21 protein-coding genes are annotated in these 26419 nt (G+C 65.6%); 9 read left to right on the plus strand and 12 right to left on the minus strand.

Annotated features, from left to right (window positions below):
* Positions 1-100: 100 nt before the first annotated feature.
* Complete coding sequence (cckA, locus tag B5M41_RS07145; RefSeq protein ID WP_134649944.1) at positions 101-2713, minus strand: cell cycle histidine kinase CckA; 2613 nt, start codon at positions 2711-2713, stop codon at positions 101-103.
* Between the two features lie 296 nt (positions 2714-3009).
* Here cckA and B5M41_RS07150 point away from each other — a divergent pair, with 296 nt between their 5' ends.
* Positions 3010-4038: a flagellar biosynthetic protein FliO gene (locus B5M41_RS07150; RefSeq protein WP_167719166.1), complete on the plus strand. Its 1029-nt coding sequence runs from the start codon at positions 3010-3012 to the stop codon at positions 4036-4038.
* Between the two features lie 119 nt (positions 4039-4157).
* On the opposite strand, the gene dksA is transcribed toward B5M41_RS07150, so the two are convergent.
* Complete coding sequence (gene dksA, locus B5M41_RS07155) at positions 4158-4577, minus strand: RNA polymerase-binding protein DksA (RefSeq protein WP_134649946.1); 420 nt, start codon at positions 4575-4577, stop codon at positions 4158-4160.
* 424 nt (positions 4578-5001) lie between these two features.
* On the opposite strand from dksA, the gene B5M41_RS07160 reads away from it, so the two are divergent.
* The 4 genes from B5M41_RS07160 (at position 5002) to B5M41_RS07175 (ending at position 8827) form a co-directional block, all read left to right on the plus strand.
* The gene (locus tag B5M41_RS07160) at positions 5002-5526 is read left to right on the plus strand and encodes a SixA phosphatase family protein (protein WP_167719169.1); all 525 of its coding nucleotides are present in this window, start codon (positions 5002-5004) and stop codon (positions 5524-5526) included.
* Between the two features lie 79 nt (positions 5527-5605).
* On the plus strand, positions 5606-7075 hold the full coding sequence (locus B5M41_RS07165; protein WP_134649948.1) for a YcjX family GTP-binding protein: 1470 nt from the start codon (positions 5606-5608) through the stop codon (positions 7073-7075).
* A complete protein-coding gene (locus tag B5M41_RS07170; protein ID WP_134649949.1) occupies positions 7072-8133 on the plus strand; it encodes a YcjF family protein in 1062 nt (353 codons plus the stop codon). Before B5M41_RS07165 ends, B5M41_RS07170 begins: the two co-directional genes overlap by 4 nt.
* 145 nt (positions 8134-8278) lie before the next feature.
* The gene (locus B5M41_RS07175; RefSeq protein WP_134649950.1) at positions 8279-8827 is read left to right on the plus strand and encodes a hypothetical protein; all 549 of its coding nucleotides are present in this window, start codon (positions 8279-8281) and stop codon (positions 8825-8827) included.
* Here the strand turns inward: B5M41_RS07175 and folK are convergent.
* The 3 genes from folK to folP are packed head-to-tail and all read right to left on the minus strand — an operon-like array spanning position 8820 to position 10595.
* Positions 8820-9338: a 2-amino-4-hydroxy-6-hydroxymethyldihydropteridine diphosphokinase gene (gene folK / locus B5M41_RS07180; protein WP_134649951.1), complete on the minus strand. Its 519-nt coding sequence runs from the start codon at positions 9336-9338 to the stop codon at positions 8820-8822. The two genes, B5M41_RS07175 and folK, sit on opposite strands and share 8 nt — an antisense overlap.
* Positions 9328-9696 carry a dihydroneopterin aldolase gene (folB, locus tag B5M41_RS07185; RefSeq protein WP_134649952.1) on the minus strand — a complete coding sequence of 123 codons (369 nt, stop codon included), beginning with the start codon at positions 9694-9696 and terminating at the stop codon, positions 9328-9330. Before folB ends, folK begins: the two co-directional genes overlap by 11 nt.
* On the minus strand, positions 9693-10595 hold the full coding sequence (folP, locus tag B5M41_RS07190; protein WP_134649953.1) for a dihydropteroate synthase: 903 nt from the start codon (positions 10593-10595) through the stop codon (positions 9693-9695). The genes folB and folP overlap by 4 nt, the downstream gene beginning before the upstream one ends.
* A gap of 146 nt (positions 10596-10741) precedes the next feature.
* Between folP and B5M41_RS07195 the strand changes: the two genes are divergently transcribed.
* A complete protein-coding gene (locus B5M41_RS07195; RefSeq protein ID WP_134649954.1) occupies positions 10742-11350 on the plus strand; it encodes a DUF922 domain-containing Zn-dependent protease in 609 nt (202 codons plus the stop codon).
* 428 nt (positions 11351-11778) lie between these two features.
* On the opposite strand, the gene B5M41_RS07200 is transcribed toward B5M41_RS07195, so the two are convergent.
* Together B5M41_RS07200 and B5M41_RS07205 are read right to left on the minus strand one after the other, a co-directional pair.
* Positions 11779-12099, minus strand: coding sequence for a 2Fe-2S iron-sulfur cluster-binding protein (locus tag B5M41_RS07200; RefSeq protein ID WP_134649955.1), 321 nt, complete (start codon positions 12097-12099; stop codon positions 11779-11781).
* A gap of 173 nt (positions 12100-12272) precedes the next feature.
* Positions 12273-12641: an Hpt domain-containing protein gene (locus B5M41_RS07205; protein ID WP_134649956.1), complete on the minus strand. Its 369-nt coding sequence runs from the start codon at positions 12639-12641 to the stop codon at positions 12273-12275.
* 528 nt (positions 12642-13169) lie between these two features.
* On the opposite strand from B5M41_RS07205, the gene B5M41_RS07210 reads away from it, so the two are divergent.
* Together B5M41_RS07210 and B5M41_RS07215 are read left to right on the plus strand one after the other, a co-directional pair.
* Positions 13170-18743 (plus strand): apolipoprotein A-IV repeat region-like domain-containing protein, encoded by a 5574-nt coding sequence (locus B5M41_RS07210; protein ID WP_134649957.1) that lies wholly within the window; start codon positions 13170-13172, stop codon positions 18741-18743.
* 178 nt (positions 18744-18921) lie between these two features.
* The gene (locus B5M41_RS07215) at positions 18922-19902 is read left to right on the plus strand and encodes a Tim44 domain-containing protein (protein WP_160869154.1); all 981 of its coding nucleotides are present in this window, start codon (positions 18922-18924) and stop codon (positions 19900-19902) included.
* Between the two features lie 75 nt (positions 19903-19977).
* On the opposite strand, the gene B5M41_RS07220 is transcribed toward B5M41_RS07215, so the two are convergent.
* The 4 genes from B5M41_RS07220 to B5M41_RS07235 all read right to left on the minus strand — a co-directional run bounded on the left by B5M41_RS07220 (position 19978) and on the right by B5M41_RS07235 (position 24135).
* Positions 19978-20595, minus strand: a complete 618-nt coding sequence (locus B5M41_RS07220; protein WP_134649958.1) for an ABC-type transport auxiliary lipoprotein family protein — start codon at positions 20593-20595, stop codon at positions 19978-19980.
* A 132-nt stretch (positions 20596-20727) separates the two neighbouring features.
* Complete coding sequence (locus B5M41_RS07225) at positions 20728-22098, minus strand: MlaD family protein (protein ID WP_134649959.1); 1371 nt, start codon at positions 22096-22098, stop codon at positions 20728-20730.
* Between the two features lie 61 nt (positions 22099-22159).
* Entirely contained in the window at positions 22160-22939 is a 780-nt protein-coding gene (locus B5M41_RS07230; protein ID WP_160869158.1) for an ABC transporter ATP-binding protein, read from the minus strand.
* An 8-nt stretch (positions 22940-22947) separates the two neighbouring features.
* Complete coding sequence (locus B5M41_RS07235; protein WP_134649961.1) at positions 22948-24135, minus strand: ABC transporter permease; 1188 nt, start codon at positions 24133-24135, stop codon at positions 22948-22950.
* Between the two features lie 95 nt (positions 24136-24230).
* Between B5M41_RS07235 and dgcA the strand changes: the two genes are divergently transcribed.
* Entirely contained in the window at positions 24231-25214 is a 984-nt protein-coding gene (dgcA, locus tag B5M41_RS07240) for an N-acetyl-D-Glu racemase DgcA (protein ID WP_134649962.1), read from the plus strand.
* On the opposite strand, the gene B5M41_RS07245 is transcribed toward dgcA, so the two are convergent.
* Positions 25184-26401: an MFS transporter gene (locus B5M41_RS07245; RefSeq protein WP_134649963.1), complete on the minus strand. Its 1218-nt coding sequence runs from the start codon at positions 26399-26401 to the stop codon at positions 25184-25186. The two genes, dgcA and B5M41_RS07245, sit on opposite strands and share 31 nt — an antisense overlap.
* Between the last annotated feature and the right edge of the window lie 18 nt (positions 26402-26419).

Consider the following 26419-nt stretch of genomic DNA (forward strand, 5'->3'; position numbering starts at 1 on the left):
ATCACAGCTCAAACCAAATTAATAGGTCCTGAGCCTAGTCTCTTGCTGTATTTGCAAGCAATATAATCACCGTCGGATAAGCACGTGAAGCGAAGACGCCCTACCCTTCGTCCAGCATTTCCCGCACGGCTTCAGCCAGCTGCTTCAGCGAGAACGGTTTTGGCAGGAAGCCGAACTTGGCGTCGGCGGGCAGGTTACGGGCGAAGGCGTCCTCGGCGTAACCCGAGACGAAGATGAACTTGAGATCCGGATAGGACTTGCGCAGTTCGCGCAGCAGAGACGGCCCGTCCATTTCGGGCATCACGACGTCGGACACGACGATATCCACGGCGCCGTTCAATTCGTCCATGATGTCGAGCGCTTCCACGCCCGATCCGGCCTCATGCACCGTATAGCCGCGGGTTTCCAGCATGCGCTTTCCGCCGCGGCGGACGGCTTCCTCATCCTCGACGAGAAGCACGACGGCCGAACCGCCGGTGAGGTCGCGCGGCTCCTTCTCGGCAATCTGTGCGACGGATGCGACCGGCTGGGCGCCGGTTTGCGCGGCATCGGCCGCGGTATCGACGGGAACGGCCTCTTCCACATGGCGCGGCAGCAGGATGCGGAAGGTCGTGCCCTTGCCGACTTCCGAATCCAGATAGATGTAGCCGCCGGTCTGCTTGACGATGCCGTAGACCATCGAGAGGCCGAGGCCCGTGCCCTTGCCGACATCCTTGGTCGTGAAGAAGGGCTCGAAGATCTTGTCGATGATCTCGGGCGGTATGCCGGTTCCCTGGTCGGAAACCTCCACTTCGACATAGTCGCCGGGCGGCAGGTCGCGCAGGTTGCGCGCTGCGGCCTCCTCGGCCTCCACATTCCGGGTACGGAACGTGATGGTGCCGCCGTCCGGCATGGCATCGCGAGCGTTGACGGCGAGGTTGATCAGCACCTGCTCGAACTGGCCGAGATCCGTCTTCACCGTCCACAGGTCGCGGCCGTAATCGACATTGATCTTCACATTGGTGCCGGTCATCCGGTCGACCAGCATGCGCAGGTCGCCGATCACGTCGGTGAGGTTGAGCACCGTCGGGCGCATCGTCTGCTTGCGCGAGAAGGCGAGCAGCTGGCGCACCAGCACCGCGGCGCGGTTGGCGTTGCGCTTGATCTCCATGAGATCGGCAAAGCTTGCATCGGCGGGACGCGCCGACAGCAGGAGATGGTCGGACGAGAGCAGGATGGCCGTCAGCACGTTGTTGAAATCGTGCGCGATGCCGCCGGCGAGCGTTCCGACCGCGTTCATCTTCTGGGTCTGCGCCATCTGAGTCTCGAGCGCCTTCTGCTCGGTGATCTCCACGGCGTAGACGATGGCCGCCTCCTCCGGCGCCTCGTCGCTCTGGTCGATGACGGCGTTCACGTAGAAACGGAAGTGGCGCCCGTCGTCGGCGGGATGCAGCGAATCGATCGGCGGGATATCGCCCTGCCGGTCCTTGGCCGCATCGAACGCGGCCTGCAGGCGCAGCCGGTCCGTCTCGTGCACGATGGTCTCAAGCTTGGCGCCGCGATCGATGTCGTCACGCGACACGACGCCGGAAAACAGCTTCAGGAACGGCGCGTTGGTGCGCAGGATGCGTCCGTTGCCGTCGACGGAGGCGATCGCCATCGGCGTGTTGTTGAAGAAACGCGTGAAACGCATGGAGGCGATCGAAGCGGACTGGTCGGCCTCGCCGCCCTCCTCGCGCGCCAGGACGATGGTGCGGCTGTCGCCGGGCGCACCGTCGCGCATGGAGGACACGCGGTGCACGATGCGCACCGGCAGGCTCTGGCCATTCGTCTTGCGCAGGTCGAGATCGAGCGTCTCGGTGCGCTTCAGGCCAGGCTCGGCCTGCACGGACTGGATGAGCGCAAGCCCCTCGCCCGCCACCACATCGGCGATCGACAGCGATCCCGGATGGAACTTCGTGAGGTCGATGCCCAGCCACTCCGCGAGCGTCGCGTTGAGATAGACGATCTCGCCCTTGCGGCCGGCGGAGAAGAAGCCCGCGGGCGCGTGGTCGAGATAATCGATCGCGTTCTGCAACTCCTTGAAGAACCGCTCCTGATCGTCGCGCTCCGAGGTGATATCCGAGATCTGCCAGATATAGAGCGGCCGCCCGGCCTTCTTGCCGTTGGGCAGCACGCGGGCCTTCAGCCGGTACCAGTGCGCGCCGGAACCGGCCGAGGCGGACGCGTCGAGGGATTTCTGGACGCGGAATTCCTCGGCGCCCTCCTTGCCCTCGTGCAGGCCGTTGGTGAGGCGGTAGACGGCTTCCGTGGCGTCGCGGTTGCGCGACAGCAGCGTCTCGAGCGACTGCACTTCCGCGTCGCCCCGCGCGCCGGTCAGCGCGCCATAGGCGGCATTGGCATAGACGATGCGTCCCTTGCGATCGGTGATGACGGTGCCGTCGGGATGGCTGTCGAGAAAGGCATGCGCGAGATCGTCGGCACCGGCAGGTTCCGGCATGAACTCGATGAAACCGATCAGCGCCGACACGACGAAGAAGATCCCCGCCATGGCAAGCACGCCCAGCACGCCGAGCACGAGTTCGTTGTCGAGCTGGTTCTTGAAAACGATGAAGGCACCGGCCGAGGCCGCCAGCACGACGGCCAGCAGCACGACGCGAAGCGCCATCGCCGGCCGCAAGCCGCGGTCCACGATCGGCAGATTGTCGTCGCCCGGCCGTTTCATCGTCGTCATCAATCCCTCATATGCAACGCGCCTGCCCTTCACGTGGCGCGGCAACGATGCGAGAATCATGTTTAGCTGCCCGAGGGAAGCGCAAAAAGCCGCCGAGGGGAAGCAAGGCCGCGAATTCACAGGGAATATTACCGCCAAAACCCTCGTATTTTCCGCGCGCCGCCATAGTTACGACGCAAGCGCGACGGCAATGGATGCTGGACAACCGTCGCCAAGCGCTTGTAGGACCTCGCAAAAGGCCGTCAGATGCCGTGGTGAGCGGCTGGGGCCGACCGGACAAAAGGAGTGCACGCGCCATGTTGCCTGAGATCCTCGCAGACAACGGTCAGAAGTTCGTCATCGCCGTGGTCGTCGTCCTGCTCGGCCTTCTCTGCCTCGCGCTGGTGCTGTGGATCATCCGGGGCCGTCCGTCTTCGCCCTTCATTCGCGGCGGCCGCAACCGCACGCCCCGCCTTGCGGTGCTGGATGCCGCCGCGATCGATACGCGCCGCCGCCTCGTTCTCGTCCGGCGCGACGACGTGGAACACCTCGTCATGATCGGCGGCCCCACGGACATCGTCATCGAATCGCGGATCGTGACGACGCCGAGCGAAAGCGTGCAGCCTGCCGAAAAGCCCGTCGAGACGGTCGAGCGGGCCGAGCCCACACGACGCGAACCCGCCGTCGCCGCCGTGGAGACACCCGTGGTCACCCGGCCGGCGGCAAGCGTCACGGCTGCAACCCCGACCACCACCACCGAGCGACGGCCGGCCACGGCACAGGATGGCGTCTCCGCCATGGGCAAGGTGCTCTATGCCGGCGATGAGGATGCGCGCCCGGTCCCCGCACGTAGCGTGTCCCAGCCGGTTTCCGCCGTGCAGCAGACGCAGCCGGGCCAGCAGCAGCGCACGCCCGAAAAGCGCGTGGAAGACCTGCTGGAGCAGAACCGCCAGCGCGTGCTGACGCCGCAGCCCGTGGCAACCGCAACGGCTTCGTCCGTGGGCGCCGTGAACCCGGCTGTCGTTCCCGCCCAGAGCCATCAGGTCGCGCAGCAGCGCCCGGTAACCGCCGTTACGGCGACGCCGGTCAGACCGGAAGGCAGCGCCGCGGACAATCCGGCCCTCGTCAGCGAATTCGAAAAGCTGCTCGAAGCGGAGATGGCGAACAATCCCGCGCCGACCGCCGGTGCCGGCCAGGTGCGCACCGCCGCCCAGCCGACGTCGAACCCGACACAGACCGCCGCCATGGCCGGACAGGCGCAGCAGCCGGCCGGCAAGAGCCGTGAGGAGACGGAAGCCGAGATGGCGCGCCTGCTCGGCGAGATCGCCGCCAACCGCAAGGGCTGATGCGGCCAAGAAAAAACCCCTGGAAGCGGAAGCTCCAGGGGTTTGAGTTATTTCGGCTTCCTGAGGAACGAGCGTGGAGGGTTGGCCCCCGGTGCCCGTTTCGCCCGTCAGGCAGACGCCTATTCGTCGCGATACACCTTTTCGCGGCGCTCGTGACGCTCCTGCGCCTCGATGGACAGCGTTGCGATCGGACGGGCGTCGAGACGCTTGAGGCCGATCGGCTCACCCGTTTCCTCGCAGTACCCGTATGTCCCCTCGTCCAGGCGCTGCAACGCGGCATCGATCTTGGAGATCAGCTTGCGCTGGCGGTCACGAGCCCGAAGCTCGATGGCGCGGTCGGTTTCCGAGGATGCCCGGTCTGCGAGATCCGGATGATTGGCGCTTTCTTCGGCCAGATGTTCGAGAGTTTCGCGCGCTTCGCGCAGAATGTCGTTTTTCCAGGCGTTAAGCTTCGCTCGAAAGTAAGCCCGCTGGCTGGCACTCATGAATTCATCGTCCTCATTGAGGACGAAATTGCTAAGATCGATCTTCTCACTCAACGCGATTCTCCTGAAGAACATCTCAAGGCGCGCTGTATATCCCTACAATTACGCCGTTTCAAGCCTTCTGAGACTTACCCACGGTTTTCACGCGTGCCTATGTTTTGGACCTTGCCAGAGTAATATTTCATCAAAATTACAATAGGATGGCAAAACAGCCGCTCCCATATCGCGCCGAAGACGGCATTGCCGCGGCCGTTGGAAGGAAGACCGCCTGCTCCGCCTTCGGCGCGTGCCGAGAATATAGGCACGACTTTCCGTCCCCCAAGGGCACCCTATCAAGATTTTATTTGACGGGCCGCGCTGCCATTCCCCGCAATCGTGAATGCATCCGCCCGCGAAACCGGTTGATCTTTGCCGCGGGGAAAGACATGAAGTCGGAAAGCGGTTCTGATGGTCGGCCGCGGGCGGATGGAGCATCGATTTGACATCTCTCGGCACGCCGGCTTTCCGGCTCTACATCCTTCGCCACGCCCGCGCCGCCTGGGCGCAGCCGGGCCAGTCCGATTTCGAGCGCGCTCTTGACGACGAAGGCTTCGCCGAGGCAGAGGTCATCGCCGAAGAAGCCGCCGACCAGGGCTACCGGCCGGCCCTCATCCTCTCCTCCACGGCCCTGCGCTGCCGTCAGACGGCGGCGCCGTTCCGCCGCACGGTTGGCGAGGAGCTGCCGATCGATTATGTGGATTCGCTCTATTCCGGCGGAATCGAGACCTATGCCGAACTGGCCTTCGCCGCCCGCGCGGAAACGTCGGTGATGATCGTCGGTCACAATCCGATGGTCGAGGCGTTCTTCCATAGCCTCGTCGGCCGTGAGATCGCCGAGACCGCGGCGCCCTTGGGCTATCCCACCGCCGGTCTCGCCATCCTGGATTTCGACAACCGCCCGACATACAGCGACCAGGGCGGCGCCTGCCTGGCGGGCTTCATGGCGCCGCGCCCTCTGCGCTGAAAGACGCGCGGGCGTCCCGGCGCCTCTTTTTCGGCGTCGTCGGGTTTCCTATATCGCCTTCGATGATGGAAGAGAAATCGTGCCCCCCAGCCTGACGACCCTGACCGATGAAGCCCTGCTCGCGCTCGACGCGCTGACGGGCCGCGCCACCAATCTCGTCAACCCGTCGATCCGGCTCGGCGTGACGGGCCTGTCGCGCGCCGGCAAGACGGTTTTCATCTCCTCGCTCGTACACAATCTTCTGAACGGCGGACGCCTGCCGCTGTTCGAGGCCGGGCGCTCCGGCCGGGTCTCGAAGATCCGCCTGGAACCGCAGCCGGATGATGCCGTGCCGCGCTTCCAGTACGAGGACCATATCCGTGCGCTGGTGGCCGACCGCGTCTGGCCGGATTCGACCCGCGCCATATCGCAGCTCCGCCTCACGCTGGAATATGAAAGCGCCTCCGGCTGGGGCCGGCTGTTTTCGCCCGGCAAACTCTCCATCGACATCGTCGATTATCCCGGCGAATGGCTGCTCGATCTTCCCCTGCTGGCGCAGGATTACCGGACCTTCAGCGAAAAGACCGTTGCACTCGCAAGCTCCGGTGTCCGCGCCGAGCTTGCCCGCGACTGGCTGGCTCTGTCCACGACGGTCGATCCGGCGGCCGATGCGTCGGAGGCGACGGCGCGGGCGCTCGCGGAGGCCTTCACCGCCTATCTGCGTGCCTGCAAATCCGACGAGCGCTCGCTGTCCACCCTGCCGCCGGGCCGCTTCCTGATGCCGGGCGATCTGGAAGGCTCGCCGGCGCTCACCTTCGCGCCGCTGCCCGACCTTGCCAAGGGCAACCCGGCGCGCGGTTCCTTGCAGGCGATGATGGAGCGGCGCTACGAAGCCTACAAGTCCCATGTGGTGCGCCCGTTCTTTCGTGAGCACTTCGCCCGCCTCGACCGGCAGATCGTGCTGATCGATGCGCTCCAGGCGATCAATCGCGGCGCGGAGGCCGTGCACGATCTGGAGCGCGCGCTCGGCGACGTGCTGGATTGTTTCCGTGCTGGCTCGAATAGCTTCCTGTCCTCCTTCGTCACGCGGCGTATCGACCGCATCGTGATCGCCGCCACCAAGGCCGATCACCTGCATCATGAAAGCCATCCGCGACTGGAGGCCGTCACCCGCCGCCTCGTCGAGCGCGCCATCGAGCGCATCGGCATGAGCGGCGCGGGCATCGAGGTGATGGCGCTCGCCTCCGTGCGCGCCACCCGCGAGGCCACCGTCAAGCATGGCGGCGAGGACCTGCCCGTGATCGTCGGCGTGCCCATGGCGGGTGAGAAAATCAACGGCGAAATTTTCGATGGCGAACGCAAAACCGCGATATTTCCCGGTGACTTGCCGAAGAATCCGGATTCACTTTTCGAAGCGCTTGAATCGGCTCCTGAAGGCGAACACCTGCTCAACTTCGTGCGCTTTCGCCCGCCCCATATCGAGGAAACCGGCGGCGGGCTGAAACTGTCGGTGCCGCACATACGGCTCGACCGCGCGCTGCAATATCTGATCGGAGACCGGCTCGCATGACCGACCGTCCGCGCAAGCCCGCCGCCTTCTCCCTGCCGGCCGATGCAACCACCCGGCCGGAGAGCGAACGCACCCGTGCGCCCGCAGCCTTCGACGCACCCGTGCGGCTGACCACGGACGCGGAGGACCCCTTCATCGCAACGACGGCGGACCTGCCCGACCTTACCCCGCCCGTCGCCGCACCGCGTCCTCGCCGCATCACGCTCGGCCGCATCGTCTTCGGCGCGCTCGGCGTGCTGATATCGCTCGCCGTGGGCCTCTGGGTCGATGCCCTGATCCGCGACCTGTTCAGCCGCAACGACTGGCTGGGCTACCTCGCCCTCGCCGCCGCCGTGGTGGCGGTCCTCGCCCTTCTCGGCGTCGTGCTGCGCGAGCTGATCGGCCTTCGCCGCCTCGCCGCCGTGCAGGATCTCAAGCACGATATCGAGGAGGCGGCCGCCTCGCCCACGCCGGCCGGCGGCCGGGTCATGGTCGCCCGTCTCGTCCAGTTGCTCGCCGCCCGCCCGCAGACGGCGCGCGGCCGTGCACGGCTTGCCGAAACCGACGGCGAGATCATCGATGCCGCTCATCTGATCGAGCTTGCCGAGCGCGAATTGATGAGCCCGCTCGACCGCGAGGCCCGTGCGCTGATCCTCGGCGCATCCAAGCGCGTCTCCATCGTCACCGCCGTCAGCCCGCGCGCGCTGGTGGACCTCGGCTATGTCATCTATGAAAGCAGCCGGTTGGTGCGCAGCATGGCCGAACTCTACGGCGGACGCCCGGGCAAGATCGGCATGCTGCGGCTGATGCGTGACGTGATCGCCCATCTCGCCGTGACTGGATCGATCGCGATGGGCGACAGCCTCGTGCAGCAGGTCCTGGGCCATGGGCTGGCCTCGAAACTCTCCGCAAGGCTCGGCGAAGGCGTCATCAACGGCCTGATGACCGCCCGCATCGGCATCGCCGCCATGGACCTCTGCCGGCCCATGCCCTTTCGCGCGCTCAAGCGCCCCGGCATCGGCGATTTCATTGGCGACCTGACGCCCGGCACCACGGGCAGCCGCCGCGACGAGGCGTGACCTTGCTGCAACACCCCGGTTTCCCGGGCCGTCATGCGCCATCAAAAGACGCGAGCACGCCCGCCGGAAACCGTCCGTTAACCATTTTCGCGCAAACCTGAACGCACAAAGCAGGCCAACGGCCATCGCCCATCAAGGATCGTTCATGTACTCGCGCACCTCTTTGATCGCCCGCGCCTCCGCAGCGGCCATTCTCGCAGCCAGCGCCATTGCGCTTCCCGCATCCGCCTCGCAGCGCGACAGGGCCTTCTTCGAACAGGTCGCCGGCAACTGGCAGGGCGCGGGTGAAATCGTCGCCGGAAAATACAAGGGCACCAAGTTCAACTGCGACCTGACGGGCAACCCCGTCGCCGCCAAGGGCGCCGGCATCCAGCTCGATGGCTTCTGCCGCGTCGGCGTGTTCAAGCAGCCGATGTCCGCGCTGATCAGCAAGGCAGGCAGCACCTACAAGGGCAAGTTCCTCGACGGCGCCGCCGGCAAGGGCATGGACATCGTGTCCGGCCAGGTCAATGGCAACAAGGTCGTGGTGGGCATCAACCGCCAGAAGCTGAACGGCGCCATGATCGCACGCCTCGACGGCGACAAGAAGATGAACATCACCATCTCGGTGAAGGTCGAAGACAAGATGATCCCGGTCATCGGCCTGTCGCTCGACCGCAATCTCGACGACATCGCCGTCGGTTCGATCAAGTAGTCCGCCACCAGTCCGGGCCGGCGCTTGCCGGCTCTATGCCCGAGACATCCGCCGCTTCCAGCCATGCGGTGACGGGCCGACCTTCGACCATTAGCAACGGCGCGACATCGGCAAGCGGCATGAGCACGAAGCCGCGCCCCGTCATGCGCGGATGCGGCAGCTCCAGCCGCCCGCCGGCCTGCTCCACACCCTCATAGGTCAGAACGTCGATATCGATGGTGCGCGGTCCCCAGCGCTCGATGCGCTCGCGCTTCATGTCGCGCTCGATACCCAGGCAGATGTCGAGCAGAGGCTCGGGCGCCAGCTTGGTTTCGATGAGCGCGCAGGCGTTGAAGAACCAGTCCTGGTCCGTCTTTCCCCAGGGCGGCGTGCGATAGAGCCGCGACACCGCCAGCACCCGGCAATCCGCACGCAAATCGAGCGCGCGCAGCGCCGCGGCCATCGCATGGGCGGGATCGCCGATATTGCCGCCGAGGCCGAGCGTGGCCCGGCGAAACGTCTCAGACGACATGATCGACCGTGACCTGGACATAGTCCAGAACGCCCGGCACCGGCGCATTGGGCTTGCGCACGGTGATGCGGGCGCGCGAAATCTGCGGGAAACGCGCACAGAGAACCGTCGCGATCTCCTGCGCCAGCGCCTCGATCAGATAACGGCGCTGGCCGGTCACGATCTTTTCGATTTCCTGGAAGGCCACGCCGTAATCCACCGTCGAATCGATGGCGTCGTCCGACAGCGGGCGAAGCGGCAGCACGTCGAGTTCCGCATCGACGAAGAAGCGCTGCCCGAGAAACTCTTCCGCATCGTGCAGGCCGTGGCGGGCGAAGAAGGCGCAATTCTTGAGCGTGATCGTGTAGCTGGTGGTCATGGTGTATCCTGTCTCGCCGGCGTTTCGCCCTGCGCCTCGCGCGCAGCGACCCTGCGCCGCGCTGAAAGCATAGCATCGGCAACGGCCAATGCGTCCCTGTTGATTGCGACATCGTGTACCCTGAAGACCGCCGCACCGGCCATGCGCAGCAAGGCGGTCGTGGCGGCCGTGCCAGCATCGCGGTCTTCCGCCGCCTCGCGTCCCGTCACCGCGCCGAGGAAACGCTTGCGCGACGTGCCGGCAAGGATGGGCAGCTCGAAACCGTAGAGTTCGCCGAACCGCGCCATCAGTTCCAGGTTCTCGTCCGCGTCCTTGGCAAAGCCGAAGCCGGGGTCGAGCACCATGGCCTCACGCGGCACACCGGCTGCGCGGGCGATCTCCAGCGACCGTCCGAGGAAGAGATACTGGTCCTCCACCACATCCGGCCGCTTCTCGCGATCACGTCCCGTATGCATGATGCAGAGCCCCGCCCCGCTCTGCGCCGCGACCTCCGCGATATCGGGCTCGCGCTGCAACCCATGCACGTCATTGACGATATGGGCGCCCGCGGCGACCGCAAGCCGCGCCGTTTCGGCGCGGTAGGTGTCCACGGAGATGATGGCATCCGTGGTGCCGGCAAGCGCCTCGATGACCGGCAGGATCCGGTCCTGCTCCTCGGCCGCCGAGACGGATGCTGCACCCGGCCTCGTCGATTCGCCGCCGATGTCGATGATCTCCGCACCCTCTTCGAGACACAGGATCGCCCGCGCCACGGCAGCGTCCGCGCTGTCGAAGCGCCCGCCGTCGGAAAAGGAGTCCGGCGTGACGTTGACGATCGCCATCAGGATGCCGCGCGGGCCGAGCTCCAGAAGCCGGCCATGGGCGAGCGACCAGCGGAAGGGATCGAACGGCGAGAACATGGCGTTTTCCTCCGGCGGTTAACCAGCGATCCCGAATGGGTGTTGCGCTTGCCGAGCCTATGCCCCAAGCTTAGACGAAGTTCAACCGGCGCATTGCCGGCACACCGTCGGGCTTGCCCGCCGGCGCGAAAGGAATACGGATTCGAATGAAGACCATCGCCCGCTTGATGGCCCTTGCCGCCCTCGCCTCGCTCCCTTTCCAGCCAGCCGGTGCACAGACGATCACCACCAAGACCTTCTCCTATTTCCCGGTCGGCGGACGCACCGCCGCCGAACTCGATGCGGAACTGTCGAAGCGCGGGCCGATGATGAAGCGCAGCGGCTCGCGGCATCCGGGCGCGACGAAGATCAAGTGGGGCGGCTCGGTAACCTACGTGCGCCGCAACAACCGCTGTGCGGTCGGCGAGGCCAAGGTCGTGCTCTCCACGCAGATCATCCTGCCGCGCTGGAAGAACCGCAATCGCGCGACCCCGTCGCTGGCGCTGATCTGGGATACGCTATCCAGCGACATCAAGCGCCACGAGGAGCGGCATGCGGAGATCGCCCGCACCCATGCCCGCGACCTGGAGCGCAAGTTGCGGCGTCTGCCGTCGGAACCCGATTGCGAGCGCATGCAGGCGCGCGTGGACCGCGCCACCGCCGACGCCGTCGCGCGTCACGATGCCGATCAGGCCCGTTTCGACCGCATCGAATCGAAGAACTTCAACGACCGCATGATGCGCCTGCTGACGCACCGCCTGAAAAACGGGAAGTGAGTAAAGGCCGCCCGGCCGCTCAGTATTGCCAGCACAATTGCGATGAAAACCCGCGATGCGATGCAAGCTTTGTCGTTTTATGCGTAAAATGACGGATGAATTCTTGCGATAGCGCAAATGCGCAAATCACCCTATGTTCATTTCAACGGTGACCGGGAGGATATGTTTCTCCCCGTGCAGCATGAAGCAGTTTGTAACAGGTTCTCCTGGCGCATCCACATCATAGCAGCAGGTTGTTTCCTCCCTTTCCTCGCTGCGATGCGCCCTCCTCGCCTCGCTTGTCCCATAGACCGGCGAGGCTTTTTTTGCCTCGTCCCTGCGCCTCGATCCCTGCACGGTAACGCCGGTGATTTTTCGCGCCCACGGCAATGGGGCCGGTCGCGCCAAGGCGCGCCGGCTGGCCGCAATCCGTTTTCAGGAATTTGATGTCAGGCCTGGCGCTCGGGAACGTGGACCACGAGACCGTCGAGGGCATCCGACATCTTGATCTGACAGGAAAGCCGTGACGTCGGCCGGACGTCATAGGCGAAATCGAGCATGTCTTCTTCCATCGCTTCCGGCGGGCCGACAAGCGCCGTCCAGGTCTCGTCGACATAGACGTGACAGGTCGCGCAGGCGCAAGCGCCGCCGCATTCGGCCTCGATGCCGGGCACGGAATTGCGCACGGCATTTTCCATGACCGTGGAGCCGTTGGCGACATCCAGTTCGTGACGGGTGCCGTCGAAGGCGACGATGGTGAGTTTGCTCATGATGGGTTCCGAATTCTGTGAGCGGCCCCGGGGCCTCTGACCGGCGCAGCGGGCAGCCGCCCGCCTGCCGGCGTTGCGGCCGAGGTTTCCAACAAAACCCCTCCACAGTCAACATCGCGCCTTGCCGCCCGGCCATCCGGGCGCGAGGGGCTGCCGTTATGTCACAGTTCCGGTCAGCGGCAGAGTTTCAGGATGAAGTTCTCGGCCTCGACGACGGCGGCCGTGACGGCGGCGAGCGCAATCGCATCCGCCGGGTTTTCCTCCAGCGCGGCGGCGGCGCGCGCCACGGCCGTGGCACCGGCCGACTGTGCCGAACCCTTGAGGCGATGCGCGACCGAGGCGCGCGCCTCGCCGTCGAACATGGCCAGTTCCTTCATGCTCTGGCGGGCGTGCCGCGCGAACATCTGCAGCACTTCCAGCTCCAGCGCCTTGTCGCCCATGGTCTGGCGGCCAAGGTGTACCAAATCGATCGGCCGTCCAGTCGAGGCACAGATGCCGCTGGCGTTGTCGGGGGTATCGAAGGCGATGTTGAGCGCTGCCATTTGCCAATATCCTTGTTCGCGCCGCGCGCGCTTGTTTCGTTATGGAGCATGCCACGTTTACGGGCCTGCCCGTCCGTTCGCCCGCCTGACGCGTGGAAACGGATGCCATTGTGGGTGGCGGACGCCCCTATCGGATTAAAAGGCGGCGCAAAATGGGCATGAATCGCAAACTATGGTTAATGCCTGAAAAAAGGCTTTTTTCTCAAGCTTTCCATTGCGATACAGAATCGGCTGAAATTAACTTTCTGTTAAGTTTCAGCCTAAGGGAGATGGCAATCAATTGTGTGATACAGGCTAATGTGTCACTACGATACGGCCGGATAGTCCCGGTGGATAAGCCGTTGGCGGATATACACGCTTCCGTCATTTCGGTCTATCGAACGAATTGGGAATGAACGGCGGTCCGGACGCTGCGCAACCATGAGGGTTCGCGGCAAGACCGGCCGCCAACCGGACGATCTCGAATACGCCCGAGCAGCGGCGGCGCGTATAGGGCTCGACCCGGACATGGTAACGAGGCGTACCCGCATGGCGACGAACAAGACCATTGAGTCGATCGACGACAAGGCATTCCAGGCTCTTGAAGAGGCCTTGAAAATCGATTTCGACGATCTGACCGCGGAGACGCCTTCGAAGACGGATTCGTCGGAGGCCCGTGTGTCTGAACCAGCAAGTCGAATTCAGGGAAAGACGCAAGGTCAGCAGGCGTCCGCCGAGACCCCGCGCAACCTGAACCCCGAGCCCGGCCCGAAGACGCCGGTCTTCGCGCCCGCCAATGACGGTTCGCGCAAGACGCCCGCCGCGATCCTGAAGTCGCTCGACATGCGCTCCTCGCGCGGCCCCATCCGCATGGCCGCGCTCGCCTCCGTGCTTTGGGTCATCGGCGGCGTCGGCGTTGCCAATCTTCTCTATGCACCGCAGATCTGGCAGATCCGCTCCATCGCCGATCTGGTCGCCCTGCCCGGCGCCATCGGCATGCTGGTCGCGATCATCATGCCGATCATGCTGTTCTTCGCCTTCGCCATCATGATCGCGCGCGCCCACGAACTGCGCAGCGCGGCGCGCTCCATGGCGGAAGTCGCCCTGCGCCTCTCCGAGCCGGAAACCGTCGCTGCCGACCGCATCATGTCCGTCGGCCAGGCCGTGCGCCGCGAAGTGTCGGCGATGAACGAAGGCATCGAGCGCACCATCGCACGCGCCACGGAACTCGAAACGCTCGTTCACTCCGAGGTCAACGCCCTCGAGCGCAGCTATTCCGACAATGAAATGCGCGTGCGCACGCTCGTGCAGGAGCTCGGCACGGAACGCGAGGCGATCGTCAGCCACGCCGAACGCATCCGCTCGTCCATTTCCGGCGCGCATGAGCAGCTGAAGGACGAGCTGGCCAGCGCCGGTGAGAGCATCACGGCGCGGCTTGCCACTTCGGGCGAGGCCTTCGCCTCCATGCTCGACACGCGCGCTGCCATGCTGATGGAGAAGTCCGACAGCGCGACGCAGACCATCGGCGCCATGCTCGCCGCGCGCACGGACAACCTCCTGTCCACGCTGAGCTCCTCCGGCCTTGCGCTTGCCAACGAATTCGATACGCGCCTGGAACAGCTGACGCAGAACCTCGACAGCCGCGGCCGCGATCTTCTCCAGCAGTTCGAAACGCGCGCGACCTCGCTCGACGCCAACACGGAGAAGCTCAATGCCGCGCTCAACGAGCGCGCAAAGCAGCTCAATGAAACGCTGATCGCCCGCACCCGCGAGATCAGCGAAAGCCTTTCGATCGGCCAGCACGCGGTGACGAGCGGCCTCGATCACGTTCTCCAGTCGATGAACGCGGCGCTGGACGAAAAGGGCGCGCAGTTCCGCCAGAGCCTCAAGAACGCCGCCGACGACACCGTCATGGACCTCGACCTTCGTTCGGGCTTCTTCGACGAGCGCATGCAGGCGACCGTCGGCCAGATCGCCGGCGCCTTCGACCAGCGCGTCGAGGAATTCGCTCAGGCCTTCGACCAGCGCGCCGGCTCGCTCGATTCCAAGCTGATGGAGAGCCTTGCGCGCATCAACGAGACCGTCGCCAGCGGCCGCGAGGCGATCGACGGCATCCTCACCTCCAGCATCGACCGCCTGGGCAACACGCTGACGGACCAGTCCTTCGCGCTGGCGACCACCATCGCCACCAGCCAGGAAGTGTTCGAAAGCGCCGTTTCCGGCCACGCGGAAGCCATCAGCAACGCTGTCGGCGGTGCACATGAGCGCGTGGGCGCGGTTCTGTCCGAAAAGTCGTCCGCCCTGCTCGGCGGCCTCGCCGAGGTGCAGAGCCGTATCGAAAGCGGCTTCGGCGCGCGCGCCGATGCGCTGGCCGAAAGCATCTCGGGCAGCGAACGCCGCCTGACGGAAGCGCTCGACAACCGCGGCACGGCCATCGCGACCGACATCCAGGCCGCACAGGTTCGCATGGAAGAAGCGCTCGGCGCCCGCGCCGACGAGATCACCTCCACCATCGCGGCAAGCCACAACCGCCTCGACAGCGCGCTTACCGAGCGCACGGCAGCCCTTTCGGCCATGCTGCACGAGACCGGCAGCCAGCTGGAGAATTCCGTGGGTTCGGCGGCCAATCGCGTCGAGACCGCGCTCACCGGCGCCGCCCGCCAGATCGACGAGGTCATCACCGGCCGCACCGCCAACCTCGCCTCCGTCCTGTCCAACAGCGCCGGCTCCATGCAGGCGGCCATCGACAATGCAGCCGACCGCGTCGAGCATGTGCTGTCGGAAGGCAGCCAGCAGCTCGGCGGCGTGCTGCATGGCCAGGCGACCGAGTTCGCCGATGCCTTCTCCGGCCGCGCCGCCGAGATCGCGCAAGCCCTTTCGGGCCGCGCCTCGGAGCTTGCCAGCTCGCTCGTCTCGACGCATGAACAGATCCGCGCGACGCTCGACGACCGCATCCATGCGATCAATGTCGCCATCAGCGAAGGCCGCGACCAGCTCACGGAGACGCTGAACGACCAGACTACCGCGATCGGCACAACCATCGCCACGAGCGCGGGCATGCTGGAAATCTCGCTGGAGCAGCAGCAGGAAGCACTGCGCCGCACCATCGACACCAGCGCCGACCTCCTGAACGAACGCGTGCGCGAAAGCACCGATGCCGTCGCCGAACGCCTCGGCGAGACCACGTCCAAGATCGCGCAGGCCGCCGATGCCTTCGGCGCGCGCATGGAGCAGACCGTCGACAGCGTCGCCAACCGCTTCGACACCACCGGCAGCCGCCTGGAAGAAAACCTCGGCAAGCTGGAAGCCCGCATCGAACACAGCGTCGACAACGTCTCCGGCATCGTCGATACGGCAGCCTCCCGCATCTCCGACACGCTCGGCGCGCGCCTGGCCGACCTGGAGCGCGTGGGCAGCGACGTCTCGCTGCGCGTCTCCGACGCCCTCTCCCGCCCCATCGCCGAAGTCGACCGCATCGGCGATGAAACCACGGCGCGGATCGCCGCCACCCTCGCCGGTCATGTCGGCGATATCGAGCGTGTTGCGGGCGATGCCGCCCAGCGCATCGACAGCACGCTGACCGAGCGCGCGGGCCAGATTGCGCAGGTTACCGACCAGGCCGCCGGGCGCATCGACAGCACGCTGAGCGAGCGCGCCAACCAGATCGCCCAGATTGCCGGCGAAGCCTCCGAACGCATCGCGGCCACGATCGATGACAAGACCGGCCGCATCGAGGAACGCCTCGGCACGATGGACCGGGCGCTCACGATCGGCCTCGACAATGTGAACCGCACGATCGACGGCAAGGCTGCGGGCCTCGCCCAGACGCTGCGCGAAGCCGTTTCGCAGGCGGCGCAGGACATGGATGCCGAAGCCGTGCGCTCGGCCCAGTCGCTGGCCAAGACCGGCGAGGAATTCGTCAGCATCAGCAGTTCGCTGCGCGGCGCGGTTTCCCGTGCGGCCACGGAAATGGGCACGGAAGCCCAGCGAGTGGCCGAGAACATCGCCCGCACCGGCGCCGAATTTGCCGAAAACCTCTCCACCCGCAACGAGGCCTTCGCCCGCTCCATCGAGGAGACCGAAAGCCGTCTGGCCGGTCAGGCCCAGGCCCTGCAGCAGGGTCTCGGCGAGGTTCAGAAGGCGCTGGACACGCGCGGTGCCTCCATCCGTTCCACGCTCGATGAGCGCACCCGCGAGCTCAACTCCATGCTGGCGAGCCGCACGGAAGAGCTGTCGCGCCTCATCAATGAGGAAGCCCGCCCGGTCATCGACGATTACGCGGCCGTCGGCCGCGAGGCTGCCGAGCGCATCTCCGGCGTCGCCCGCGAAAGCGCCGATCGCCTGCGCAACGAGAACGCCGCGCTCATCAACGCGATCTCCGCCCGCACCGCCGACACGCTGGCCGCCATCACGGCCCGCACGGACGAAGCGGCCGGCGCGATGCGCGCCATCGAAGACGGCCTTCAGGCCAATGTCGAGGGCCTGATCGCCCGCCTTTCGGAAAGCAACGGCGCCATCGCCGGCATGGTCGATGCGGCCAGCCAGACGCTGGGCGCCATCGATGGCCGCCTCAGCAGCACGGCCGAGCATTTCAGCTCGTCGGCCGAACGCGCCTCCGAAATGGTCGCCACCACGTCACGCCTGCTGGAAGGCAAGGTCGACCGCCTGTCGGATATCGCGGCCGGGACCCTCTCCCAGATCGGCGGCATCGTCGGTCGTTTCGAGGACCACTCGAAGATCCTGTCGCAGGCGTCCGACCTTCTGGCCGCGGCCCAGTCCAACCTCGTTTCGACGCTCGAGGAACGTCAGGATGCGCTGCGCGCGCTCTCCGTCGGCCTCGTCCAGCGGTCGGAGGAAATCGAGGGCACCATGCGCTCGCTCGAGGGCATGGTGGAAGGTGCGTTCAGCCGCGCCGAGGAACGCTCCAGCCAGATCGCCGGCAACCTGCGCGGCGGCATCCAGGGCTCGTTCGCCGAAGTCGGCCGCATCCTGAGCGAGACCGAAAAACGCGCCGAGACCGCCGCCGCCACGCTGCGCGATTCGCTGGTCAAGGCCGGCGAGGAAGCGGGCCAGTCCGTCGAGGGCGCCTTCGTGCGCGCCGAGGAGCGCACCAAGGAAGTCGCAAACCGCCTGCGCGGCAGCGTCAGCGCCTCGCTTTCGGATGTCGATCGCCTGCTGAACGAATCCGGCAAGAAGTCCGAGGCCGCCACGGCCGTCATGCGCGACGCGATGCGCGAGGCGGTCGAGGAAGCCATCGGCAAATTCTCCGGCGCCACCGAGGAAATCCGCCGCGCCGCCGGCGAAATCCGCCGCGAACTCGACCAGACCCGTGGCGAACTCAAGCGCGGCGCGTTCGACCTGCCGGAAGAAGCGAAGGAAAACGCTGCCCAGATGCGGCGCGCCGTCAGCGAGCAGATCAAGGCGCTGCAGGACCTGTCCGATATCATCGGCAAATCCTCGGCCGCTCTCGAAGTCTCGCGCCCGGCCGTCCAGGCGACACCTGCGCAGCAGCCCGTCCAGCAGCAGGCCCGCGTCGAGCCACGCCGCGAGGAACAGCCGCAGCTTCGCGGCAGCCTCGGGCTGGAGCGCGCAGCCGCCGCCACCGTGCCGCAGCGCGCGCAGCCCCTGCCCGCCGAGACCGATGCCAGAACGGCAGGCGGCGAAGGCGGCTGGATGCGCGATCTCCTGCGCGGCGCCGTCTCGCGTGAGGAAGCCCAGTTCGCCCAGCCGCGCGGCGAAGGCCAGGCGGCCCGCCCTGCCGACAGCCGCAACCCGCGCCATGTCGTGGAATCGCTGAACTCGTTGTCCGTCGACATCGCCCGCGCCATCGATCACGATGCGTCGGTCGACCTGTGGCGCCGCTACCAGCGTGGCGAGCGCGACGTCTTTACCCGTCGCCTCTACACGCTGAAGGGCCAGCAGACCTTCGACGAGATCAAGCGCAAGTACGAGCGCGAGCCGGAGTTCCGCACCGCCGTCGACCGCTATATCTCGGATTTCGAGAAGCTGCTCGCCGACGTCGCCCGCAACGACCGCGACAAGACGATGACGCAGACCTACCTCACCTCGGACACCGGCAAGGTCTACACCATGCTGGCCCACGCGGCAGGCCGCTTCAACTGAGTGAAGCGGATCGTGCAGGACTTGGCGGCCGTCCCCCGGGGCGGCCGTTTTGCGTTATGGCCGATAACGCATTTGTGAGCCGGCCGTGTCGTTTCCGCGCGCCTTTCTCTTATATTCGCAGCCGCCAGCCTCTATATCCCCAGCGAAAGGCCTGATGCCGCAAGGGAGAGAGACGAATATGATTGCAATACAGGGGTTTGGACGCCTTCTCGCGACGCTGGCCGTGGCGCTGGTCGTGATGATGACGGTGGTGGACGTGGCCGAGGCCCGTCGCGCCGGGGGCGGTTTCGGCAGCCGTGGCACCCGCACCTTCTCCACGCCCTCGACGACGCGCACCGCGCCGAACGAAGCCCAGCCCATCGACCGCACGATGACGCGCCAACCATCCACCACCCAGCAGGCGGCAGGCCGTAACAACACGGCGACGAACCCGCGTCCGGGCCTGTTCGGCGGCTTTGGCGGCTCCATGCTCGGCGGCCTGATGCTCGGCGGCCTTGTCGGCATGATGCTCGGCCACGGGCTCGGCGGCGGCATCGGCTTCCTCGGCCTGATCCTCCAGGTGCTGCTCATCGCCGGTGCCTTCCTGTTCATCCGGCGGATGTTCGCGCAGAAGAATGCACCGGCCTATGCCGGCGCAGGCGCGGCGCGCAGCGCCTATCAGGGCGGCAACGGCTCGGATTTCGAGATCCCGCGCATCGGCGGCGGCGGCGAGCGACAGGCCGCAGTCCAGCCGCAGTCCGGCGACGAGATCGGCATAGGACAGCAGGATCTCGAACAGTTCGAAGGCATGCTGAAGGAATTGCAGGCCGCCTATGCGGCGGAAGACTTCCGCACGCTCCGCCAGATCACGACGCCGGAGGCGATGTCCTATCTCGCCGAGGAGATCGGCGACAACGCCACGCAGGGCCTGCGCAACGAGGTGCGCGACATCCATCTCGTACAGGGCGACGTGGCGGAAGCCTGGCGCGAAGGCACCGACGACTACGCCACGGTCGCCATGCGCTACGAAAGCATCGATGTGATGCGCGACCGCGCCTCGGGCAAGCTGGTCTCCGGCGATCCGGACAATCTCACGGAAACCGTCGAGGTCTGGACGTTCCTGCGCCGCAACGGTGGCGACTGGAAGGTCTCGGCCATCCAGGGCGTCGAAGCGGCCTGACACGAAAAGACAAGGCCGCGCGCGACCTCAAGGGGCTGCGCGCGGCCGAAAACGTTTAGATAAGAGATCGATCGATCAGATCGTTTTCAGCGTCCAGCCGACGATGTCGGCGGTGACGGCGGCGAAGGCCGCATCGAGCGCCTTCACGAAAGCCGTGTTACCCGTTCCGCGAACCGGCGCCGTGGCCCGGAACACCTTCTGCGCCCGTACGGAACCGTTGCGATCATTGAGCAGCTTGGCGGAAATCTCGACGATCGCGGTGCCGGCACCGGAGGTCTGAACCTCGAAGGCGCGAATCTCCGTCACGATCTGGTAGTCGATGGCCAGCCCCTGGCCGGGCGTACCGACACCGCCCAGACGGCCGGTATTCTCGAAAGCCTGCACGAGCTTGGCCTGCACCATCTTGGTCAGGCTGTCGCTCCACTGCGACTGCGAGAGATACTGGATCTCCGATGGCGACGGGCGGATGACGATCTGTTCGCTGTCGATCGCCTTCAGCGCGGTCGGCTGCGGCACGAGGATTTGCCGGCTCTTCGCAGACGGCCCCTCGATCGGTGCCGCAGATGTGAGGCTGAACGTATCGTTCTTGGCCGCTCCACCGCCGCAGGCGGTCAGTGACGCAGCCAGAACGGCCGAGAGTGCGATCCGCGTCGCAGGTCCTCTCCGCCACATCTCCATACCCGATACCGTCATATTGTCCTCGAAACCCTTGATATCGATATGTAGCAGCGGCTTTGCAGGCTGTCACGGTAGTGTGGGCCAAGTCCTTGCACGCAAGCGAGACCTGAGCAGCCGTTGTGTAAATACGGCCACACTTCAAGGGGGTCAGCGGCGGGTACGACCGTCATACTGCTTGACGGTCTCGCCGCCGAACAGCAGGCGCTGGGGATTGCGCTCGAAACCGGAGATCGCGCTGTCGAGATTCTGGATGGTGCGGCGCGTATCGAGCACCAGCGCCTCGACATCGCGAAGGCCCGAGCCCGAGAAACGCTGAAGCCCGTCGGCAATCGGCCCTATGCGGCCGTTCAGCGTATCCGCCGCCTGCTTGATCGACTGCAACGTCGCCTTGGCCTCGGCAAACAGCGATTCGGAATCGCCCTCGCCCAGGAAGCCGTCGAGCTTGGCGAGCACGCCGTCGACACGCGTGGACGCCGCGTTCAGCTTGCTGCTCATCTGCTGCACGTCGGTGATGATCTGGTCGATGTCTTCCTGGCGGTTGCCGATCTTGTCGGCGACGCCGGTGACGGACGCGATCGCCTTGCGCGCATCCTGGGTCGCGACCGAGATGTTGTCGATGGCGCCGCTGACCTTCTGCGCGTCGACGGCGGCGATCAGGCTGTCGACCTTATTGAGCGTTACGGTCGCATTCTTGCCGAAGGTATCGAAGGTCTCGGCCGTCTTGCGGAAACCCTCGACCGTCTCCTTCACGTTGCCGGAGGCGTCGGCGATATCCTTGCTGACCTTGTCGACATTGCCGACGAAGTCCTCGACCTTCTTCGGATCGACGGCCTTGATCAGCGAATCGACCGAGGCGAGCGTGGAATCCAGCCGGCCGGAGAGGTTCCTGAACGTCTCGGAAAGCCCGCCGACGCTCTTCAGGAACTCGTCGATATTCTCGCCGTTGGCGGCAAGCGAATCGGAGAAGCGCTCGGCATTCTGGATCGTCTTGGTGAGCGGACCGCGGGCATCGGCGACAAAACCCTGGACATCGGTAATGGCGGCATCGGCCCGCTTGAGGATCTTGTCGGCCGTCGAGAGGATGTTGGTCACGCTCGACTGTTCGGCCTGGAGAACGGCGGCCGTCTCGTTGTCGAAGGCGTCGCGCAGGATGTTCGGATCGCCGGCGGAACCACCGGAAAGCTCGATATAGGCCGCACCCGTCAGGCCCTGCACTTCCAGCACGGCGGAGGTGGATTTCTTCACGGGCGCGCTGGTTGCGACCTCCGTCATGGCGACGGAGAAGCGCGGATCGTCCTTGTCGATGGCAAGGCTGCGCACGGAACCGACGGGAATGCCGTTGAAGCGCACGGGCGAGCCGATGGACAGACCGTTGGCCGAACCGGGAATGCGGATCGCCAGCTGCGCCATGTCACCGCCCCGGCCGTATTGTGACATCCAGTAGACGAACACGAAGGCGGCTGCCATGACCAGCACGGTGAAGAAACCGACGAGGGCGTAATTGGCTTTCGTTTCCATTCTTCAGTCCTGCTCGCAGTTCCATCCGCCGGGACGGGATGCTCCCGGATGCCCTTCATGTCTATCGCACGATCGATCGTGCACGCTTGCCCTGGAAATAGGACTGCACCCAAGGATCGTCAAAGGCCAGCATGTCCTCGATGGTGCCTTCGACGAGAACCTTCTTCTGCCCGAGCACGGCGATGCGGTCGCATACCGAAAACAGGCTGTCGAGGTCGTGAGTCACCATATACACGGTGAGGCCCAGAGTGTCGCGCAGTTTGGCGATCAGCGCATCGAATTCGGCCGCGCCGATGGGATCGAGGCCTGATGTCGGCTCGTCCAGGAAGACAAGCGCCGGATCGAGCGCCAGCGCACGGGCCAGCGCCGCGCGCTTGATCATGCCGCCCGAAAGCTCCGAGGGGAATTTTTCCGCGGCATCGGGTGCGAGGCCGACGAGCTCGATCTTCAGCCGCGCCAGTTCGTCCATCATCGCCTGCGGAAGGTCGAGATATTCGCGCATCGGCACCTGGATGTTTTCCCGCACCGTCAGCGACGAGAACAGCGCCCCCTGCTGGAAGAGGACACCGAGCTTCATGTCCAGCGCCATGCGCTCGGAATCCGTCGCCTTGTCGAAATCCGTACCGAAGATCTGGATATTGCCGCCGCGGCGCGGCAGGAGCCGCAGCACGGTGCGCATCAGAACGGATTTGCCGGTACCGGACGCACCAACGAATCCGAGGATCTCGCCGCGGTAGATGTCGAGATTGAGCTTGTCGAGCACGATCTTCGTGCCGAAACCGACGGTCAGGTCCTTGACCGAGAGAATGACGTCCTTCTGATCTGCCGTAACCGGGTCCATCTGCATTCCTAGAAGTCGATTGCGGAGTAGAACACGGCGAAGAGGGCGTCTACGAGGATGACGACGAAAATCGACTTCACCACCGAGGCGGTGACATGGCGGCCGAGCGATTCGGCGCTGCCGCCGACCTTCAGGCCTTCCACCGATGCGACGATGCCGATGATCAGCGCCATGAAGGGCGCCTTGATCATGCCGGAGACGATGGTCGAGAGATCGATCGCCTCGCGCAGGCGCGACAGGAACGTGTCGAAGGTGATGCCCGAATAGGCCCGGGCCACGAAGGCGGCACCGGCGAGCGCCGCAAAGTTGGCGATGATCGTCAGAAGCGGCAGCGCGACCGTGAGCGCCACCAGACGCGGAAAGACAAGGACGCCGATGGGGCTGAGCCCCATCACCTTCAGCGCATCGATCTCCTCTCGCATCTTCATCGAGCCGATTTCGGCGGTGATGGCGCTGCCGGAGCGGCCGGCGATCATGATGGCCGTGAGCAGGACGCCGATTTCGCGCAGCTGCAGGATACCGACGAGATCGACGACGAAGACTTCCGCCCCGAAGTATCGCAGCTGGAAGGCGCCCTGCTGGGCGATGATCGCGCCGATGAGGAACGACATCAGCAGAATGATCGGAACGGCGCGCACGCCCATATGGTCGATCTGGTGCACGATGGCGGCGGGCGAAACGCCGCTTTTGCGGCCGAGCTTGAGCTGCGCCCCGCGCACCGCCGAGCCCAGAATGAACATGGCGGCGACCGAGTCGTTCCAGATGTCGACCACGACGCGGCCGATGGGCGCAAAGATGCGCTCGAAACGCGAGCCGGACGCGCTGCGCGTATCGCCGGCTTCGGCCAGCTTTTCGGGCAGTGCCGCAATGAGGTCCGCATAGCTTGCGCCCGGCCGGTCGGTGATGGTGACCTCGCCACCGCCCGACTGGTGCGCGGTGATGGTGCGCCGCAACAGCCAGGCGCCGGCGGTATCCATTTCCTCGACGCCGCCGAGGTCGATCTCCAGCGGCCCCGTCGTGCCGCCCTTCATGCCGTCGAGCTGTTTGGAGGCGGCGACCGCCGTCGTGTTGATCCAGCGGCCGGAGAGACGCCAGATCTCGCCGTCTCCACCCGTCAGGCTCTCGGTCTTTATCCCTGCGGGGGTATCGGTGTTCGTGGCCAAGTGTCTTGCATCTTCCCGTGCGTGGGACAACATGCCCTGTCTTATCGACTCGCGCATCGTCTGTCACCGAACGAAGGGGCAAAAGCCCATCGCCTTGCGCTTTTTTCAATACCGGGAGAGCCGATCCGATGAACAGAACACTTCTCGCCGCCGCCGAGAGCTTCCCGATTGCCGGCGCCTTCACCATTTCGCGCGGTGCGAAGACGACGGCCGGGGTGGTGACCTGCACAATCGGCGCCTCGGGTGCCCTCGGCCGCGGCGAATGTGTGCCCTATGCGCGCTACGGCGAATCGGTGCCGGGCGTGCTTGCCGCCATCGAGGACATGCGCGGCGCCATCGAGGACGGCGTCGGCCGCGAGGAGCTTGCCCGCCTCATGCCGGCGGGTGCGGCACGCAATGCGCTGGACTGCGCCCTCTGGGACCTGGAGGCCAAGCTGTCCGGCGTGCCGACATGGCAGGTGCTGGATACGACGGCGCCGCAGAAGCTGGTCACGGCCTATACGCTTTCGCTCGGCGAACCGGAGACCATGCAGCGACAGGCCGCCGAACATGCCTGGCGTCCCCTGATCAAGGTGAAGGTCGGAACGGCAGACGATGAAGCCCGTATCCGCGCCGTGCGCGCAGGCGCACCCGACAGCGCCATCATCCTCGATGCCAACGAGGGCTGGACGCCGGACAATCTCGCGCATCACTTCGCCGTCTGCGAGGAGGCCCGCATCGCGCTCGTCGAACAGCCGCTGCCGGCGGATAACGATTCGGCGCTGCGCGGCATGGCGCGCTCGGTCATCGTCTGCGCCGACGAGAGCGTGCACCGCACGAGCGACGTCGCCGGCCTTGCCGACCGCTACGACGCCATCAACATCAAGCTCGACAAGGCCGGCGGGCTGACGGAAGCGCTGGCGCTTCGCCAGGCGGCACGGTCCCACGGCCTGAAGATCATGGTGGGCTGCATGGTCGGCACGTCGCTCGGCATGGCGCCGGCCGTGCTTCTGGCGCAGGGCGCCGACTTCGTCGATCTCGACGGCCCGCTGCTTCTGGCGCGCGACCGGGAGCCGGCCCTGCGCTACGAAGGCTCCGACGTCTATCCGCCGGAGCCGGCGCTCTGGGGCTGAGCCGATGGCGCGAGCAACCGGCCTGCCAGGACGCAGATGAGACCGGCTGCGGCGACCAGCGACATCAGGTAGAAGCCCTGAACGCCATACCAGCTGAAGGCATAGCCCGAGACGAAGGTCGCCAGCGCCGTGAAGATGCCGGTGTAGAAGAAGTACAGCCCCTGCGCCGCCGCCTCCTGCTCTTCCGCCACCCGCTGCACGAGCCGGCTTTGCGCGCTCATGTGGATGAGCGCATAGGTGAAGGCGTGTAGGCATTGCAGCGCGAAATAGCCGGCAAACGACATCTCCATCGGAAAGACGATCCAGCGCACGACGGCCACCGACGCGCCGACGATCATCATCGACCAGAGATTGAAACGCCGCCTGAGCTGGACGGCGAGCAGGAAGAACACCACTTCCGCCAGCACGCCCGCGCTCCAGAGGATGCCAACATCCACGCCGCTGAAGCCCATCTTCTGCCAGTAGATCGCCGAGAAGGCGAACAGCATGGCGTGGCTGGCATTGACGAGGGAAACGCCGATCAGCATCAGCTGCACATCGCTCTGGCGCAGCGTGCTCTTCGTCGGCATCGTCGCTATGGCGGCGATCGGTGACGGCCGGCGCGGCTTGCCGATCTTCGGCGCGATGAGCGCGCCCACGACAGTCAGGACGAAAGCCGCCGCCATCGCCGGCAGCACCATGGCGCCGCCATAGAGCCCGGCAAGCCAGCCGCCGCCCATCGTGGCGACGATGAAGGCCAGCGAGCCCCACAGGCGCATGCGGCCATAATCGAAGTTCCAGCGCCGCACGCCCGACAGCATGATCGCCTCGGTGATCGGCACATAGGGCGAATAAACCGCGCCCTGCAGTGTGTAGAGCAGCAGGATCGGCCAGAACGAGCCGGTCGCAAACAGCGCCAGGGCCGTCAAAAGCGAAAGCAGCCCCGACCACAGGAGGACGATCGAGCGCTCGCCGATCCGGTCGGCGATGACGCCTGCGACCGGCGCGGTGAAGACCCGCACGAACAGCGGCACGGCAAGCACGATGCCGATCTGGAAATCGGTAAGCGACAGCGTTTCCAGCCAGACCGGGAAAAACGGGAGCGCAATGCCGTTGACCATCATCGGCGCGCAGAAGACAAGCGCGATCCGCACGGCGAAGAACGGCGGCGCGCCGGTGGTAACTCTGAACCCGGAAGGGGGCGTCATTGGCGGGAAACCTGCATT

Origin of the sequence: Shinella sumterensis, assembly GCF_004514425.2 — a bacterium.
Classification (GTDB): domain Bacteria; phylum Pseudomonadota; class Alphaproteobacteria; order Rhizobiales; family Rhizobiaceae; genus Shinella; species Shinella sumterensis.

Bases quoted from the DNA above. Each gene is read 5' to 3' on its own strand.
- folP (WP_134649953.1), bottom strand. From the start codon at position 10,595: ATGTTCTCGCCGTTCGATCCCTTCCGCTGGTCGCTCGCCCATGGCCGG.
- B5M41_RS07215 (WP_160869154.1), top strand. From the start codon at position 18,922: ATGATTGCAATACAGGGGTTTGGACGCCTTCTCGCGACGCTGGCCGTG.
- folB (WP_134649952.1), bottom strand. From the start codon at position 9,696: ATGACCACCAGCTACACGATCACGCTCAAGAATTGCGCCTTCTTCGCC.
- B5M41_RS07205 (WP_134649956.1), bottom strand. From the start codon at position 12,641: ATGGCAGCGCTCAACATCGCCTTCGATACCCCCGACAACGCCAGCGGC.
- B5M41_RS07175 (WP_134649950.1), top strand. From the start codon at position 8,279: ATGTACTCGCGCACCTCTTTGATCGCCCGCGCCTCCGCAGCGGCCATT.
- B5M41_RS07210 (WP_134649957.1), top strand. From the start codon at position 13,170: ATGGCGACGAACAAGACCATTGAGTCGATCGACGACAAGGCATTCCAG.
- B5M41_RS07230 (WP_160869158.1), bottom strand. From the start codon at position 22,939: ATGGACCCGGTTACGGCAGATCAGAAGGACGTCATTCTCTCGGTCAAG.
- folK (WP_134649951.1), bottom strand. From the start codon at position 9,338: ATGTCGTCTGAGACGTTTCGCCGGGCCACGCTCGGCCTCGGCGGCAAT.
- B5M41_RS07150 (WP_167719166.1), top strand. From the start codon at position 3,010: ATGTTGCCTGAGATCCTCGCAGACAACGGTCAGAAGTTCGTCATCGCC.
- dgcA (WP_134649962.1), top strand. From the start codon at position 24,231: ATGAACAGAACACTTCTCGCCGCCGCCGAGAGCTTCCCGATTGCCGGC.
- B5M41_RS07235 (WP_134649961.1), bottom strand. From the start codon at position 24,135: ATGTTGTCCCACGCACGGGAAGATGCAAGACACTTGGCCACGAACACC.
- B5M41_RS07200 (WP_134649955.1), bottom strand. From the start codon at position 12,099: ATGAGCAAACTCACCATCGTCGCCTTCGACGGCACCCGTCACGAACTG.
- B5M41_RS07225 (WP_134649959.1), bottom strand. From the start codon at position 22,098: ATGGAAACGAAAGCCAATTACGCCCTCGTCGGTTTCTTCACCGTGCTG.
- B5M41_RS07220 (WP_134649958.1), bottom strand. From the start codon at position 20,595: ATGACGGTATCGGGTATGGAGATGTGGCGGAGAGGACCTGCGACGCGG.
- cckA (WP_134649944.1), bottom strand. From the start codon at position 2,713: ATGACGACGATGAAACGGCCGGGCGACGACAATCTGCCGATCGTGGAC.
- B5M41_RS07195 (WP_134649954.1), top strand. From the start codon at position 10,742: ATGAAGACCATCGCCCGCTTGATGGCCCTTGCCGCCCTCGCCTCGCTC.
- B5M41_RS07170 (WP_134649949.1), top strand. From the start codon at position 7,072: ATGACCGACCGTCCGCGCAAGCCCGCCGCCTTCTCCCTGCCGGCCGAT.
- B5M41_RS07245 (WP_134649963.1), bottom strand. From the start codon at position 26,401: ATGACGCCCCCTTCCGGGTTCAGAGTTACCACCGGCGCGCCGCCGTTC.